The organism is Jiella sp. M17.18, assembly GCF_041027365.1.
In the GTDB taxonomy this organism is placed as follows: Bacteria; Pseudomonadota; Alphaproteobacteria; order Rhizobiales; family Rhizobiaceae; genus VKMB-3413.
This window is the reverse complement of record NZ_JBFTEH010000005.1, coordinates 1-15330: the sequence shown is the minus strand read 5'-3', so window position 1 is coordinate 15330 and position 15330 is coordinate 1. Positions and strand designations below refer to the sequence as shown.

Sequence of the window (15330 nt, the reverse complement as noted above, 5' to 3'; positions counted from 1 at the left end):
ACCGCGCCCGGGCGGAGCGCGGTCGCAGCCGCTCAGACGAGCCTTGGCGCCATGGACGCGCCGGCGGATGGCTTCCTCCCCTTCGGCAACGGCCGCTCCTATGGCGACAGCTGCCACAACGACGCCGGCACCTTGATCGACAGCCGTCTCGGCTGCCGCCCGCGGATCCGCGACTTCGACCCGGGCGAGGGGACGCTGACCGCCGATGTCGGCGTGCTCCTGTCCGAGATCACCCGGCATGTCGCCCCGGCCGGCTGGTTCCTGCCGGTGACGCCGGGGACGCAGTTCGTCACGCTCGGCGGCGCCATCGCCAACGACGTCCACGGCAAGAACCACCATCGCCGCGGCACCTTCGGCCGCTGGGTGGTCTCGTTCGAGCTGGAGCGCTCCGACCGCGGCCGCCTCATCTGCAGTGCGAACCAGAACGCCGACCTCTTCCGGGCGACGATCGCCGGCATGGGCCTGACCGGCCTGATCCGCACCGCGACCATCCGGCTCCTGAAGGTGCCGTCTCTGTCGATCGTCGAGACGACGACGCGCTTCGACCGGCTGGCCGACTATTTCGATCTCGCCGAGGAAGCAGACGCGCGGCACGAATATGCCGTCGCCTGGATCGACTCGCTCGCCGGCGGCGCCTCGCTGGGCCGCGGCCACCTGATCGCCGGAGACCATGCCCGTCACGGCGATCGCAGCGGTGTCGCCCGGCCGCCCCTGGCGCATGTGCCGCTGACGCCGCCGGTGAGCCCGCTGGCCGGGCTCTCGCTGCGGGCGTTCAACCAATCCTACTACCGCAAGGCCCGGCGCGGGACCCACCAGCGAACCGTACCCTTCGACAGCTATTTCTATCCGCTCGACCGGATCGGCGCCTGGAACCGGCTCTACGGACCGCGCGGCCTGTTCCAGCACCAGAGCGTGGTGCCGGAGAAGGACGGCGAGGCGGTGGTGCGGGCGCTGATCGCCTGCGCGCGGGCCCATCGCCACGGCTCGTTCCTGACCGTATTGAAGCGCTTCGGCGGACTTTCAAGCCCGGGCCTTCTGAGCTTCCCGCGGCCCGGCTACACGCTGACGCTCGACTTTCCGCACCGCGGCGCGAGGACGCTCGCCCTTCTGGATGAACTCGACCGGATCACGATTGCGGCCGGCGGCGCGGTCAACCCCTACAAGGATGCCCGCATGTCGCCCGCGACCTTTGCCGCGGGCTTTCCGGAGTGGCGGGAGCTCGCCGCGCACCGCGACCCCGCGATTATGTCCGACTTCTGGCGCCGCACCGGCCAGACGCTTCTGGAGCGCGACGCCGCCCTCGGACAGATCAATGCAAGCAATTGTCATGAATTCCGCGACAGTTCATTTACCGTCGCTCGTGAATCGTCTCGTCACTTCGCCTGAAAGTCAAGTGTCTTAACGCATTGGTTCGCGGTCGTCTGTAAGTTCAGTGGCACGAAAGGCCGTTCGATCCGGCCAATTCCAGCCAAGGACGAGCCGATGGTCAAATACATCCCGTTCATTCTGTTTACCGTGTTCACCAATGCCGCGGCGCAGCTGATGCTGAAATACGGCATGACGCAGCTCGGGCCGATCAGCTTCGCCGGCGTCAACCCGCTCGTGAAGATTCTCTCGATCGTCTTCAGCCCCTTCGTCTTCCTGGGGCTGTGCACCTTCGTCATCTCAATGGCCTCGCACCTCTTCGTCCTGTCGCGGGTCGAGCTGTCCTTCGCCTATCCCTTCCTGTCGCTCGCCTATGTCGTGGTCGCGATCCTCGCCTGGTATCTCTTCGGCGAAGACCTCGGCGGCATGCGGATCGCCGGTATCGGCCTGATCTGCCTCGGCACGATCTGCATCGCCCAGAGCGGCTCCAAGATCCACGGCGAGACGTCCGTCGCCGAGCTTTCCTCCCATCCGAGTGTCCACGAGGTTTCCCGATGAAGCACATCCTCTTCGGCGGCGACGGGTTTGTCGGCCGTCACCTCGCCCAGAAGCTGATCCAGGACGGCGAGAGCGTCCTCGTCGCCGACATCGTCAAGAGCGATCTTGCGCACTATCAGCGCTGCGAGTTCGTCCACACGGACGTGACCGATCCGGCCGCGATCGCCAGGCTGCCGATCCGGCCGGAGGACATGGTCTACAACCTGTCGGCCAAGATGCTCTCGCCGATCATGCCGCGGGCGAAGCGCCACGACTTCTTCTATCCCGTGAACTATTTCGGGACGCAGAACATCATTCACGCCATGGACAAGGCCGGCGCGCCGAACCTCGTCCACTTCACCACCGACATGATCTACGGCCATACGGTCACGACGCCGATGACCGAGGACCACCCGGTCGCCCCGCTCGGCGAATACGGCCAGTCGAAGCAGGACACCGAGGTGCTGGCGGCCGAGTGGCGCAAGCGCGGCATGAACATCTCGCTGTTCCGCCCGCGCCTGATCATCGGCCCGGGGCGGCTCGGCATCCTGGAGAAGCTGTTCAAGCTGATCGACCACAACCTGCCGGTCCCGATGATCGGGTCGGGCAAGAACCCCTACCAGTTCATCTCGGTGTTCGACTGCGCCGAGGCCGCACGCCTCGCCTGGAAGGCGGGCGTGCCGAACGAGGCCTACAATCTCGGCTCGCTGAACCCGCCGCCGGTCAGGAAGCTCCTCGGCGACCTGATCCGCCATGCCGGCTCGAAGTCGTTCCTGGTGCCGACCCCGGCCTGGGCGGTCAAGCGCACGCTCGACTTCCTCGACCTCCTCAACAAGCCGCTGATGGACCCGGAGCAGTACCTCATCGCCGACGAGGAATGCGTGCTCGACGTATCCAAGGGCAAGCGCGACCTTAACTGGGTGCCGCAGTACCGCGACGAGGACATGCTGATCGCCGCCTATTCCGAATATCGGGCCAAGCGCTTCGGCGACGCCCATGCGCACGCCGGCTTCACCCAGCCGGCCGAATGAGGACCACCGCCATGCTCGACCGTCCCACCGTCGCCGCGCCGGCGATGAACCAGCCGTTCCACAACGGTCCGAAAAAGCCCGACCTTCTCTCCGTCGAGGACGCCAAGGCCCTCGACGTCCAGACCATGGCCGACCTGTTCAAGGATCACATCAACCCCGGCCAGTTCCACTTCATGAAGCTGCTCGGCTTCCACAAGGTGAAGATCGAGCGGGCCGAGGGGATGTTCTACATCGACCAGAACGGCCGGAAGATCCTCGACTTCTTCGGCGGCTTCGGCTCGCTGGCGCATGGCCACAACCATCCGCGGATCCTGGCGGCGCGCGAGCGCTTCCAGGACGAGAAGCGCCACGAGATCGCCATCGCCTTCCTGTCGCAATATGCCGTGGCGCTGGCGAAGAACATCGCCGCCTGCTCGCCGGGCGACCTCGACATGGTGTTCCTCGGCTCCACCGGGTCCGAAGCGATGGAAGCGGCGATCAAGGTCGCCGAGCGGGCTTCCGGCCGCAAGAACTGCAAGATCGTCCATGCCGAGAACTCCTTCCACGGCAAGTCGAAGGGCGTCCTCTCGATCACCGACTCGACGCTCTACCAGGGCGAGTTCCAGCTGGTCGACAACCGGGTCAAGGTGCCGTTCGGCGACCTCGATGCGCTGAAGCGGGCGATCGAGAACGACAGCGACATCGGCGTTGTCGTGCTCGAGACCGTGCAGGGCGGCGGCGGCATCATCGGCGCGCCGACCGAATACTGGCAGGGCGTTCGCGCGCTCTGCGACCGGCACAACGTGCTCTGGGTCGCCGACGAGGTGCAGTGCGGCTACGGGCGCACCGGCAAGTTCTACGCCTTCGAGCATCACGGCGTCGTGCCGGACGTGACCGCGCTCGCCAAGTCGCTCGGCGCCGGCAAGGCGGCGGTCGGCGCGATGATCGCCAGGCGCGAGGTCTACATGAAGGCCTACGGCACGCCGAAGACCGCGATGATCCACGCCCAGGCGACCTTCGGCGGCATCGGCGAGGCCTGCGTCACCGCGATCGAGGGCCTCAACGTCCTCTACGACGAGGACCTGATCGGCAACTCAGCCGAGACCGGCGCGTACCTGCTCGAGCGGCTGCAGGCGATCCAGGCGAAGTATCCCCAGATCATCAAGGAGGTCCGCGGCCAGGGCCTGATGATCGGACTGGAGTTCCAGGATTTCTCCCGGACGCTGCCGCTGGCGCTGCGCCCGATGGTGGCGATCCTCGACGACAAGCTGAAGGGCTCGCTGTCCGGCTTCATCGGGGCGCTGCTGCTTCGGGACTACGACGTTCTGGTCGCCTTCACCGAATACAACCGCAACGTCATCCGGCTGGAGCCGCCGCTGATCTGCGGCGAGGAGCATGTCGACCAGTTCTGCGAGGCGCTGGACAGCCTGCTCTCGCGGGGGATCGTCGCGATCGTCAAGGACTTCGTGAAGTCGCAGATGCGGTGAGCCGCAGCGCATCTTCGACGGATCGAGGCAAGGGAGGCCGGGCGTTATGCTCGGCCTTTCCGCGTCGGCCTACCCGTCTTCCGCGCCTTCCTCCTGACCGAGGACCAGCGCGAACTTGCGCGTCGTGTCGAGGCGCCGCCCGACGATCACCAGGACGGCCGTCAGCGGCACCGCGAGGAGACCGCCGGCAAAGCCCCAGAGCCAGCCCCAGAAGAGCAGCGAGACGATGATCGTCACCGGCGGCATCGACAGGCCGTGGCTCTGCAGCATCGGATAGACGAAGTTGCTGATGACGAGCTGCAGCACCAGGAAGCCGCCGAAGATCACCAGCGGCATGGTGAAGCCGTCGAACTGGATGAAGGCGTAGAGCGTCGGCGGGATGACGCCGACGATATTGCCGACGACGGGGATGAAGTTCAGGAGGAAGTTGAGAATCCCCCAGATCAGTGCGAGCTCCAGCCCGACCGCCAGCGACCACAGCCCGCAGGCGACGCCGGTGATGAGGCTGGAGAGGACCGTCATCGCCAGATATTGCTGGATGCTCCCGGCGATCTCGGTGACCGTCGAGGCGATCTCGATGTTTTCGCTGCGCGCGAAGCGGTCACGGACCTTGCGGGCCATCGCCGGCACTTCGGGAAAGCCGAGGACGACGATGACCGAGATCATGCCGAGATAGGTCAGGAAGGTGTAGAGGTCGGCGGCCAGCGTGCGGCCGATCGCGAGCAGCCGGTCGTAGCCGCCGGAGCCGTCGAGCGTCGGCAAGCCCTTCGGCCTCGCCCAGTTGACATATTGCGCATAGAGCGCGCGGAAGCGGTCGTCATGGGCGATGAAGGTCGTCGCCACCTCCGCGATCGAATAGTAGATCGCGGCGAAGAACACCGCCATGATGACGAAGAGGACGATCATCGTCCCGCCATAGCTGATCACCGCCGGCATGCTGCCGGGGAACAACTTGCGGATCGGCCAGGCCGCCGCGATGATGAACACCGCCACGACCAGCGGCATGACGACCGGATAGGCCCAGCGCAGGGCGGCGATCAGGACCACGGCGGCGATGACCGCGAGCAGCCGGTTTCTCACGAGATCGGACTGCATGGGGCGGGCATCGTCTCCACTGTCTGGGGAATGGCGAGCGTCGAACGCCCGGGCAGGGCGGACCCGTCGCCGCTCGTCAAACGGGAATTGCTCCGGGACATAGTGCGCTTTGCGAAGCGGCGAGCCGCCAGACCGTTAGCCGCCCACCGGTCGGCGGGAGGCGCAGGCCGAATTGCCGGTGGACGCGCGAGGTCGTGATCGGCCGCCTCGGAAATTGCGCAGGCCATCGCACGTCGGGCCGCCACGCGCCTTCCGAAACCTGTCGAGCCCTAAGCGAGGGGCCTTTCCGCCCGGGTGCTCGGGCCCTTCGTGGTCCAGAGGATCGCGAGCCCGACGATGAAGAAGACGATCAGCGCCGACATGCCGATGCGTGCGGCGCTCGTCGGGTCGGTGCGGGTCGCGGCGAAGGCGGTCAGGGCAGAGACGGCGGCGGGCGCGAGGAAGGACGTCGCCCGTCCGATCAGGGCGTAGAAACCGAAATAGCGCCCCGCCTCCTCGGCGGTCACGGATTGCGCCAGCCAGGAGCGCGAGGATGCCTGCACCGGCCCGAAGGCGAGGCCGATCAGGAGGCCGAAGACGATGTAGCTCTTCTCCGCCGGCGTCGCGAAGAAGCCGGTGGCGTGCGAGGGCGCGAAGGCGAGGAGGCCGAAAAGCGTGGAGCTTGGCGATGTCGAGACGATGCCGAGGGTGGCGACGACGAGGCAGAGGATCGACAGCGCCACCACCGGCTTCGACCCCAGCCGCGCGTCGAGCACGCTGGCGCCGAGGCAGCCGAGGATGGCGGTGACGTTGAGGATGATGCCGAAGAGGCCGCTTTCGGTGATTGTCCAGCCGAACATGCCGGCCGCGAAGGCACCGCCGAGGACGAGGAGGGCGTTGAGCCCGTCCTGATAGAGCATGCGCGCGAGCAGGAAGCGGAAGAGGGCAGGGCGCCGCCGGACCTCGCGGAAGGTGGCGGCGAGGTCGCCGAGACTGCCCGTCACCGCCGCAGCGACCTTCTTGGCGCGCGGGCGGTCGGGCGTCAGCAGGAACATCGGCAGGACGAAGACGAGATACCAGAGGCCCGAAAGCGGCCCGGTGGCCCGCGCGCCTTCCCCGGTCGCGGGATCGAGGCCGAAGAGCGGGACGAGGCCGAGCAGCGTCCGTCCGGTCTGCGGCGACCCCGCGAGGAAGGCGAGCGCCAGGATCAGGAAGACGATGCCGCCGGCATAGCCGAAGCCCCAGGCGACGTTGGAGACGCGGCCGATCTCGTCCTTGTGGACGAGGCGCGGGAGCATGGCGTCGTTGAAGACCACGGAGAACTCCGCGGCGATCTGGGCGAGGACCATCAGGGCGGCGGCGATCGCGAGCGACGAGCCGGGAGCGGCGGTCCATAGCAGCGCTACGGCGGCGATCTGGACGACCGCGAGGCCGGCGATCCATGGCTTGCGCGGCCCCGCCCGGTCGGCGATCGCGCCGAGCAGCGGCGAGCCGATCGCGACGACGATGCCGGCCACCGTCGCGGCGAAGGCCCACCAGGCCTGGCCCGTCGCCGCGTCCGGCGCGAGCTGCGAGACGAAATAGGGTCCGAAGACGAAGGTGATGACGACGGTGAAGAAGGGCTGGGCGGCGAAGTCGAAGCCCATCCACCCCCAGACGGCGGGCTGGCGCAGCGGCCGGCGGTAGGGCGGCTGATCGGATGAAGCCATGGTCGTCGCCTCTGCGTCGCGCGGGAAGCGGAGGGATACTGGGGCAGGAGAAGGGCGTCCAGTGGGCAGGATCGGTGCGGCTTTTCGCGCAGCGCTGATCGGTCTCTATCGCCATCCGCAGAAGGAAGGTGCGGCCGCCAACGCTGCCTTCTTCTCCCCCATGGGGAGAAGTCCCGGCAGGGGATGAGGAGGTGTTGCGCGGCCGGGGGCGAAGTGAACGCTTGTGTCTCATGTGCCCACCCGCGTGTCTCGGCGTTTGTCCCTCTTACCCGTCCGCTGCTGCGCAGCGTCCACCCTCTCTCGCAAGCGGGCGAGGGGGAGGCGCTTCGTTCGGCGCGGCCTTATCCCTGCCGCGGCGGGCGGACGATGCCCTCGGGCGGCCGATGCGCCTCGACGCGCACGAGATCGCCGACGTCGATGCGGCCGGGGCTGCGCGGCACGGCGTTCCAGCCGAACAGGACGCCGGGGACGCGGCGGTCGGCGGACATCCGCAGCCGCCGAAGGGCGTCGAGCGGCTCCGTGCCGGCAACGCGGCCGGTCTGCTGGTCGACGGTGGTGACGGTGCAGCGGGCGCAGGGCTTGACCAGATCGAGGACGACGGCGCCGATGCGGATCGTGGCCCAGCCGTCCTCGGCGAAGGGCTCTGCGTCCTCGATCACGATGTTCGGCCGGAAGCGGCTCATCGGCACGGCACCGCCGCCGGCGGAGACGATCGCCGTATTCAGCGCGCGCAGCGACTGGCGGTTGGCGACGAGCAGCGGGAAGCCGTCGGCGAAGCTGACCGGCCGGTCCGGCGTGCTCCAGTCGGTGCTGACCGTGCGGGCGGCGCCGCCGTCCTGATAGACGAGGCGCACATCCTGGCCGAGCCAGCGCGACAGGGCGGCATTGGTGGCGGCGTCCGCCAGCGCCGCCTCGACCGTGTCGTCCCAGACGCGGACCGTCAGCCGCGCCGCGCCGTCCGGCGTCGGCACGAAGCGCTCGCCCGCAGTCTCGTAGCCAAGGTGCAGGCCGTCCGGATCGAGCTGAGCGTCGAGCAGCGCGAGCTTCGGCAGTTCGCGCTGGGTGACGAAGCGGCCGGCTGCGTCGACGACCATCCAGCGGCGGTCGCCCGCCAGGCCGGCCGCCTCGACCGCGGCGGTCTCGCGGTCGACGCCGCGGCCGCCCTTGACCGGGTAGATGTGAATGGAGCCGAGCTGCACCGGTGACGCCCTCCGACAGAAAGGCACAGCCGGCCGTCGCAGCCGGCATGCGCGATCTGCGACCCTATAGCCGCTTGGCGCCGCGGCCGCCGCCTGAAAATCGCCGGACGGCAGCCTAAAGGCGGTGGCCGAGGCCTCGGTTACGCCTGGTCCGCGAGGTCCGCCAGCAGCCCCGCCGCCACCGTCAGCCGCGCGACCGAGGTCTCGCCCGAGCCGGCGAGCGCGGCGATCTGGCCGCGGATGCGCTCGACCGCCGCGCGCCGGGTGTCGGCCCAATCCTCGGCGCTGCGGTGGTCGCGCAGCGCCGCACTGGTCAGCCGCCGGCGCGCCACTGCGATGCCGCTGCCGGCCCGCTGCAGGGCGAGCGTCTCGAAATAGTCGGCGGTCTCGATCTGGAACAGCGCCGCCTCCAGCCGGCCTATCTGGAACAGTCGCGTGATGGCGAAATAGCAGGCGACCGTCTCCTCCAGCGCCGTGCCGGTCTCGCGCGAGACCGCAGCGATGTCGGGGACGAGAGCGAGCAGCGGCAGGAGCGCGATGTCGTCCGCCAGATCCTGCGGCACCGACTTCTCCGCCCAGGCGGCGGCCCGCGCATCCGCTTCCTCGCGGGCGGCGTCCGTCGCGAGGTCCTTCAGCTTCGGCTTCAGCCGGGTGAGTGCGTCGCGGCTGTCGATCGCGGCGCCGGTCAGGCCGCCGGCGAAGCGCTCGTTCTGGACGTACCAGCGCGTGGTGCGGCGCAGGAACCGGCCGATCTCGGCATAGAGCGCGTTCTGCGTCCTGCCGTGGAGCGCGCCGTCCAGCGCGTCGACCCGCTCGTAGAGGCCGCGCACGTCGAGCCCGTCCTTCGCCGCGACGAAGGCACGCACAATCTCGGCTGGCGATGCGCCGGTCGTCTCGCGCAGCACGGTGACGAAGGTGGGCCCGAGGCGGTTGACCGCCTCGTTGGCGAGCACCGTCGCGATGATCTCGCGGTGAAGGCGATGCCCCTCGATGTCATGCGCGAAGTCGCGCCGCATCGGCACCGGGAAATAGTCGTGCAGCCGGTCTTCGAGATAGGGATCGCCCGGCAGGTCGCTGGCGACGATCTCGTCGAACAAGGTGATCTTGGCATAGGCGAGGAGGACGCCGATCTCAGGCCGGGTGAGGCCGCGGCCGGAACCGCGCAGGTCCGCGATGGCGGCCTCGTTCGGCAGGTTCTCCACCGTGCGGTCCAGCGTGCCGGCGTCCTCCAGCACCGCCATGAAGCGGGCCTGCAGCGCCAGCGCCCCGGCCCCCTCGCGCTCCTCCAGCGAGATCGCCAGCGTCTGCTCGTAATTGTTGGAGAGGACGAGGTCGGCGACCTCGCCGGTCATCTCGGCGAGCAGCGTGTTGCGGTCCTCGCGGGAGAGGCGGCCGTCGCTCATCGCCGACTTCAGCGCGATCTTGATGTTCACCTCGACGTCGGAGGTGTTGACGCCGGCGGAATTGTCGATCGCGTCCGAGTTGATCCGCACGCCCTGGCGGGCCGCCTCGATGCGGCCTTTCTGGGTGACGGCGAGATTGGCGCCTTCGCCGACGACCTTCGCCCTTATGTCCGATCCGGTGATGCGCAGCGCGTCGTTGGCGCGGTCGCCGACATCCGGATTGGTCTCGGAGGACGCTCGCACATAGGTGCCGATGCCGCCGAACCAGAGGAGGTCGACCGGCGCCTTCAGGATCGCAGTGATGACCTCGCTCGGCGTGCCCTCGCGCTTGTCCCAGCCGATCGCCGCCGCGGCCTCTTCCGACAGCCGGATGCGCTTGTCGCGGCGCGAGAAGACGCCGCCGCCGGCGGAGATCTTCGAGCGGTCGTAGTCGCTCCAGGACGAGCGCGGCTGGTCGAACAGGCGCCGGCGCTCGGCGAAGGAGACCTCGGGATCGGGATCCGGGTCGATGAAGATGTCGCGGTGGTCGAAGGCGGCGACGAGCCGCGTCGTGCGCGACAAGAGCATGCCGTTGCCGAAGACGTCGCCCGACATGTCGCCGCAGCCGGTGACGGTGAAGGGCTCGCTCTGGATGTCGCGATCGAGCTCGCGGAAATGCCGCTTCACCGCCTCCCAGGCACCCCTGGCGGTGATGCCCATCGCCTTGTGGTCATAGCCGGCCGACCCGCCCGATGCGAAGGCGTCGTCGAGCCAGAAGTCCTCGGACTGGGCGATCGCGTTGGCGGTGTCGGAGAAGGTCGCCGTGCCCTTGTCGGCGGCGACGACGAAATAGGGATCGTCCCCGTCGTGCCGGCGGATCTTGTCCGGCGTCACGATGGTATCCCCGACGATGTTGTCGGTCACCGAAAGCAGCGAGGCGACGAAGACGACATAGGCCGAGCGGCCGGCGGCGAACCACTGGTCGCGCTGCGAGGCGTCCGGCAGGCGCTTCGGGAAGAAGCCGCCCTTGGCGCCGACCGGCACGATGACGGCGTTCTTCACCTGCTGCGCCTTGACGAGGCCGAGCACCTCGGTGCGGTAGTCCTGGGCGCGGTCTGACCATCTGAGGCCCCCGCGCGCCACCGGGCCGAAGCGCAGGTGGACGCCCTCGACCCGGGCGTCGAAGACGAAGATCTCGCGGAAGGGGACGGGCGCCGGCAGGCCTTCGACGGCGCGCGAATCCAGCTTGAAGGCCAGCGCCGGCGAGACGTGGCCCGGCTCGGAATGCGGCTCGGCGGAAATGCCGTCGACGGCATAGAAATTGGTGCGGAGCGTCGCCAGGATCGCGTTGAGGAAGCGGCGGACGATGCGGTCGTCGTCGATCGAATCGACTGCATCCAGCGCCTCGACGATGGCGTCGTAGATTTCCCTCGTGCCGCGCTCGGCGGCGATCCGCGCCTGCCGGTCTTCCGCCTCGTCCGGTCCTTCGTCGGCCGAAGCGCCGTCACGGGCCGCGTCCGCAGATGTCGCGCGCGCGGGGTCGAAGCTCGCCTCGAACAGCTCCCACAGCTTTGCCGCAAGGCCCGGCTGGCGCACCAGCGCGGCGGCGAGGTAGTCCGGTGAATAGGAGAGGCCGCCCTGGCGCAGATAGCGGGCATAGGCGCGCAGGACATTGGCCTTGCGGTATCCGAGGCCCGCCTCCAGCACCAGGGCGTTGAAGCCGTCGTTCTCGATGCCGCCGCGCCAGACCGCCGCGAAGGTCTCCTCCAGCGCGGCGCCGTCGTCGGAGAGGTCGATGGCGCCGCCGCGATGGCGCGCAAGGTCCATGTCGTGGAGGTGCACCGTCTCGCCGTCGGGCCGCACGATCCGGTGCGTGCGCTCGGAGACGACGGAGAAGCCCATGTTCTCCAGGATCGGCACGCGGGTGGAGAGTTCGACGGCCTTGCCGAGGTGGTAGACCTTCAGCCGCACCGTCTCGGCCGGGTCGTGCGAGCGGCGATAGAAGTCGACGAACAGCGGCGCCTCGCGCGACAGCTGCTCGATCACCTTGACGTCGTGCACGGCCTCCGCCGGCGCGATGACGTCGCGATAGCTGTCCGGCAGGCCGGCGGCGAAGCCGGCGAGGGCGCCCGGCGCGCCGGCCCGCGACAGGGCGAGCGCGAACTCGTCCTCCCAGTTCTTCGCCATCTCGGCGATCCGCGTCTCCAGCCGATGCGGATCGACCTCGGGCGTCGTGCCCTCGGCGCGTCCGATGATGATGTGGACGCGGGCGAGCAGGCCCTCGGGAAAGGCGGGGTAATAGGCCGAGACGTGACCGTCATAGGCCTCGGCGAGGAGGTGGCCGATGCGCTCGCGCAGCCGCGAATCGTAGCGGTCGCGCGGCACGTAGACGATCACCGAGGCGAAGCGGTCGAAGCGGTCGACGCGCGAGAGCACGCGCACCCGGGGCCGCTCGCCGAGCTCGACGATCGCCGAGGCGTAGCGCTCCAGGAGGTCGGCATCGATCTGGAAGACCTCGTCGCGCGGATAGGATTCCAGCGCGTTGAGGAGCGCCTTCGCCGAATGCGAGCCCGGCCGGAAGCCCGAGCGCCCGATCACCGTCTCGGCCTTCAGCCGGACATAGGGGATCGTCAGGATCGAGCGGGTATAGGCGGAGGAGGTGAACAGGCCGACGATGCGCAACTCGCCGGAGAAGTTGCCCGCCTCGTCGTATTGCTTGACCCCGACATAGTCCATGTAGGCCCGGCGGTGGACCAGCGAGCGGGCATTCGCCTTGGTGACGATCAGCGGGTTCGGCGCCTTGAGGAAGGCGCGGATCTCCGGCGTCGTCGTCATCGAGCGGCCGGGCCGGCCGAGGATGCGCACGTCCGGATCGCACAGGATGCCGAGCGCGCCGTCCTGGCGGCGCTCGAGGAATTCGTCCTCCTCCTCGCCGACGAAGGCGTAGTCGCAGGCGCCGAGGAAGATGAAGTTGTCGTCGCGCAGCCATTCGAGGAGCCTCGCCGACTCCTCGACCATCGCCCGCTCGCCGTCGCCGACCTGGGTCGCCCGGTGGAACAGGGCGGCGGCCGCTGCGTCGATGCGGGCGCGCATCGCCTGGAAGTCCTGGTTGGAATGCGCGACCTGGGCGAGAATGCGTTCGATGTCCGCCGCGAGCGTCTGGACCGAGTCCGCGTCCGCCAGCGGGTCGATCGCGAACTGGATCAGGCTGACGCGGGCGCCGCCGGTCGGCGTGCCGTTGTCCGTCCGGCTGCTCGAAAACGCCGCGATCGTGTCATCCGGGGTGCGGCTGACGTCGAGGATCGGGTGCGAGATGTAGTGGATCTCGGTCGCCTTCTCGGCGATCTCGGCGGTGATCGAATCGAACAGGAAGGCCATGTCGTCGGAGACGACCGTGACGAGGTCCTGCGCCTCGCCGCCGCGCACGAAGCCCTCCGGCCGCTCGATCCGCACCACCGGCCTGCCCGGCCGATGCGCGGCGAGCGCTTCGGCCGCGGCACGGGCGGCAGCGGCGAGCGCCTCGGCCCGGAAGCTCGCGAGATCGTCGACCGGCGGGCGGGCGAACAGGAGCGGCGCCAGCGTCGCGCCGGGTTGGCCGGCCCCGATCAGGCCGGTGACCGCCTCCAGGATCTCGGTCTTCTCGACCATCCTCTGCCCGGTCTCGCCGTACTCCTTCGCGCCGCCTTCGATCTCCGGCCGGTCCATCGCGCTTCCTCCAGTCGTCGCTTCCTTGGTGTCAGGCGCCTATCATAGCGGAGTGTCCGCGCGCTGCGACGTCGCAACGGGAAAACTCCCGACGCGAAGCGGCGCGCCTGTTCGGGAGGAACGCATGACCGAGACGCATGACGACCAGAAGCACGAAGGGGCGGTCACCGCCCTCGATCTCGGCATCGCCGAGCCGCTGTCGGAGCGAACGCAGGCCTATTTCGCCAAATGCGTGGAAAAGCTCGGCCTCGTGCCGAACGTGCTCCTCGCCTATGCCTTCGACGAGAAGAAGCTCGACGCCTTCTCCACCTTCTACAACGAGCTGATGCTGGCCGACAGCGAGCTCTCGAAGCTCGACCGGGAGATCATCGCCGTCGTCGTCTCGGCGATCAACCACTGCCACTACTGCCTGACCGCCCACGGCGCCGCAGTGCGCCAGCTCTCGGGCGATCCCGCCTTCGCCGAGACGATCGCGCAGAACTGGCGGGCGGCGGGGCTCGATGAGAAGCGCAGCGCGATGCTCGACTTCGTCACAAAGCTGACCGAACGGCCGGACACGATCGTCGAGGCGGACCGGCAGCGCTTGCGCGACGCCGGCTTTTCCAACCGCGCGATCTTCGACATCGCCTCGGTCGCGGCGTTCTTCGCGATGTCGAACCGGGTGGCCTCGGCGACGGACATGAAGCCGAATGCGGCGTATCACGGGATGGCGCGGTGAGGGAGTATTGATCCCGGCCTATCCGCCTCGGCCCCCGCCGACCGGTGCGGTTGCGATTATCTTGTCGAGTGTCTCTCTGGACATCATTCCGAAGATAATTGCATAGCCAAACGTTATCATAAGGTTGAACAACATGTCAGGTGACGCAAGATTAATTCCTGAGAGGGCCGCCTTGCCGTAAGGCCCCATCGTGATGAATCCTACAGGAATTCCAGCAGCAAGGTGAGAGCGAAGGTTTTGCTTCTTTGCGGGGAATACGACATTCCGGCAAAGAATCCCTATTATGTAAAGGCCCATGAGTAGGACAATCGCTATCGCTGCCATGATATGGATTCCCCAGTCGGGGTTCTCTGGGAGAGTCACTTCACTTCTCCGAACTCGAGTTTTCGAAAGTGAAGTTGCTGACATCTCCGCTTCCGGAGAATACCCATCCGGCTGGCCGTTGAGCGGAATTTTCGAGCGGCTGCACATTAAGCCATTCTTCATTCCCGAAGATAGAAGGAACAATTTTCTTCTGAATTACAATGTATTTGGTATCAGGATTGACAACCCCTAATTGCTCGCCCTTTCCTTTGAAGAGCCCAGGAGGACTGTCCCGTAGAGGGAGGTTGCCTTTGGGTGAGACGATATCTGGCGATGCCAAATCCTGCGCGAGCCCGGACTTTGATCCCAATAGCGCCAACGCTATGGCAGCGGCGATAATAGAAGACTTTATCATGGCGTCATGCCTATGTAGACCGCAACCGTAAGGCCATTAGGTAGGAATATACACTAAATTCCCCATGGGAAAAATAGAAATTCGTCTTATGTCGGTAGCCTTGCAGGTGCAGCCGTGCAGCCAAATTGGCGCGATTTAAGCGGCCGATCTTTTTCCGATGTGTCGGAGTCAAAGGTTGGCTGCAGGATCATAGATGCCTCGCTCAAGTACCGTCAGCAGCAAAAGGTGGGGGCATCTGAACAGCGGTTATGGCGCATGGCCCGATGGAAAGAGTTTTCTGCAATTTCCGCCCGACGGCGAAGGCAATCTGCAGGCTGTCCTCTTAAGCTTCTTGACTAACGAATGACATGACGGTTTCGACCGGCCTGCGGCCCATGTTGCGGTAGCCGAGGTGCGGGCGTTCGGTGTTGTAGTGGACGAGCCAGG

General features: G+C 67.5%; 11 protein-coding genes. 5 read left to right on the top strand and 6 right to left on the bottom strand.

Annotation, left to right across the window (positions count from 1 at the left end; translation table 11 throughout):
• Positions 1-51: 51 nt before the first annotated feature.
• The 4 genes from AB5S17_RS10810 (at position 52) to AB5S17_RS10795 (ending at position 4399) form a co-directional block, all read left to right on the top strand.
• Positions 52-1386 carry an FAD-dependent oxidoreductase gene (locus AB5S17_RS10810; protein ID WP_369239134.1) on the top strand — a complete coding sequence of 445 codons (1335 nt, stop codon included), beginning with the start codon at positions 52-54 and terminating at the stop codon, positions 1384-1386.
• A gap of 96 nt (positions 1387-1482) precedes the next feature.
• On the top strand, positions 1483-1923 hold the full coding sequence (locus AB5S17_RS10805; RefSeq protein WP_369239132.1) for a transporter: 441 nt from the start codon (positions 1483-1485) through the stop codon (positions 1921-1923).
• Positions 1920-2933, top strand: coding sequence for an NAD-dependent epimerase/dehydratase family protein (locus AB5S17_RS10800; protein ID WP_369239130.1), 1014 nt, complete (start codon positions 1920-1922; stop codon positions 2931-2933). The genes AB5S17_RS10805 and AB5S17_RS10800 overlap by 4 nt, the downstream gene beginning before the upstream one ends.
• A 44-nt stretch (positions 2934-2977) precedes the next feature.
• Complete coding sequence (locus AB5S17_RS10795; protein ID WP_369239720.1) at positions 2978-4399, top strand: aspartate aminotransferase family protein; 1422 nt, start codon at positions 2978-2980, stop codon at positions 4397-4399.
• A 69-nt stretch (positions 4400-4468) separates the two neighbouring features.
• Here the strand turns inward: AB5S17_RS10795 and AB5S17_RS10790 are convergent, their stop codons facing one another.
• From AB5S17_RS10790 to AB5S17_RS10775, 4 genes are all read right to left on the bottom strand, one after another.
• Entirely contained in the window at positions 4469-5494 is a 1026-nt protein-coding gene (locus tag AB5S17_RS10790) for an AI-2E family transporter (RefSeq protein WP_369239128.1), read from the bottom strand.
• 269 nt (positions 5495-5763) lie between these two features.
• Positions 5764-7182 (bottom strand): MFS transporter, encoded by a 1419-nt coding sequence (locus AB5S17_RS10785; protein WP_369239126.1) that lies wholly within the window; start codon positions 7180-7182, stop codon positions 5764-5766.
• A 341-nt stretch (positions 7183-7523) separates the two neighbouring features.
• Positions 7524-8381 carry an MOSC domain-containing protein gene (locus AB5S17_RS10780; RefSeq protein ID WP_369239124.1) on the bottom strand — a complete coding sequence of 286 codons (858 nt, stop codon included), beginning with the start codon at positions 8379-8381 and terminating at the stop codon, positions 7524-7526.
• A 140-nt stretch (positions 8382-8521) separates the two neighbouring features.
• Entirely contained in the window at positions 8522-13468 is a 4947-nt protein-coding gene (locus tag AB5S17_RS10775; RefSeq protein WP_369239122.1) for an NAD-glutamate dehydrogenase, read from the bottom strand.
• 124 nt (positions 13469-13592) lie between these two features.
• Here AB5S17_RS10775 and AB5S17_RS10770 point away from each other — a divergent pair, with 124 nt between their 5' ends.
• Entirely contained in the window at positions 13593-14186 is a 594-nt protein-coding gene (locus AB5S17_RS10770) for a peroxidase-related enzyme (RefSeq protein WP_369239120.1), read from the top strand.
• Between the two features lie 18 nt (positions 14187-14204).
• Here AB5S17_RS10770 and AB5S17_RS10765 read toward each other — a convergent pair whose 3' ends face one another.
• Complete coding sequence (locus AB5S17_RS10765; protein WP_369239118.1) at positions 14205-14549, bottom strand: hypothetical protein; 345 nt, start codon at positions 14547-14549, stop codon at positions 14205-14207.
• A 1-nt stretch (position 14550) separates the two neighbouring features.
• The gene (locus AB5S17_RS10760) at positions 14551-14904 is read right to left on the bottom strand and encodes a hypothetical protein (RefSeq protein ID WP_369239116.1); all 354 of its coding nucleotides are present in this window, start codon (positions 14902-14904) and stop codon (positions 14551-14553) included.
• Positions 14905-15330 lie beyond the last annotated feature (426 nt).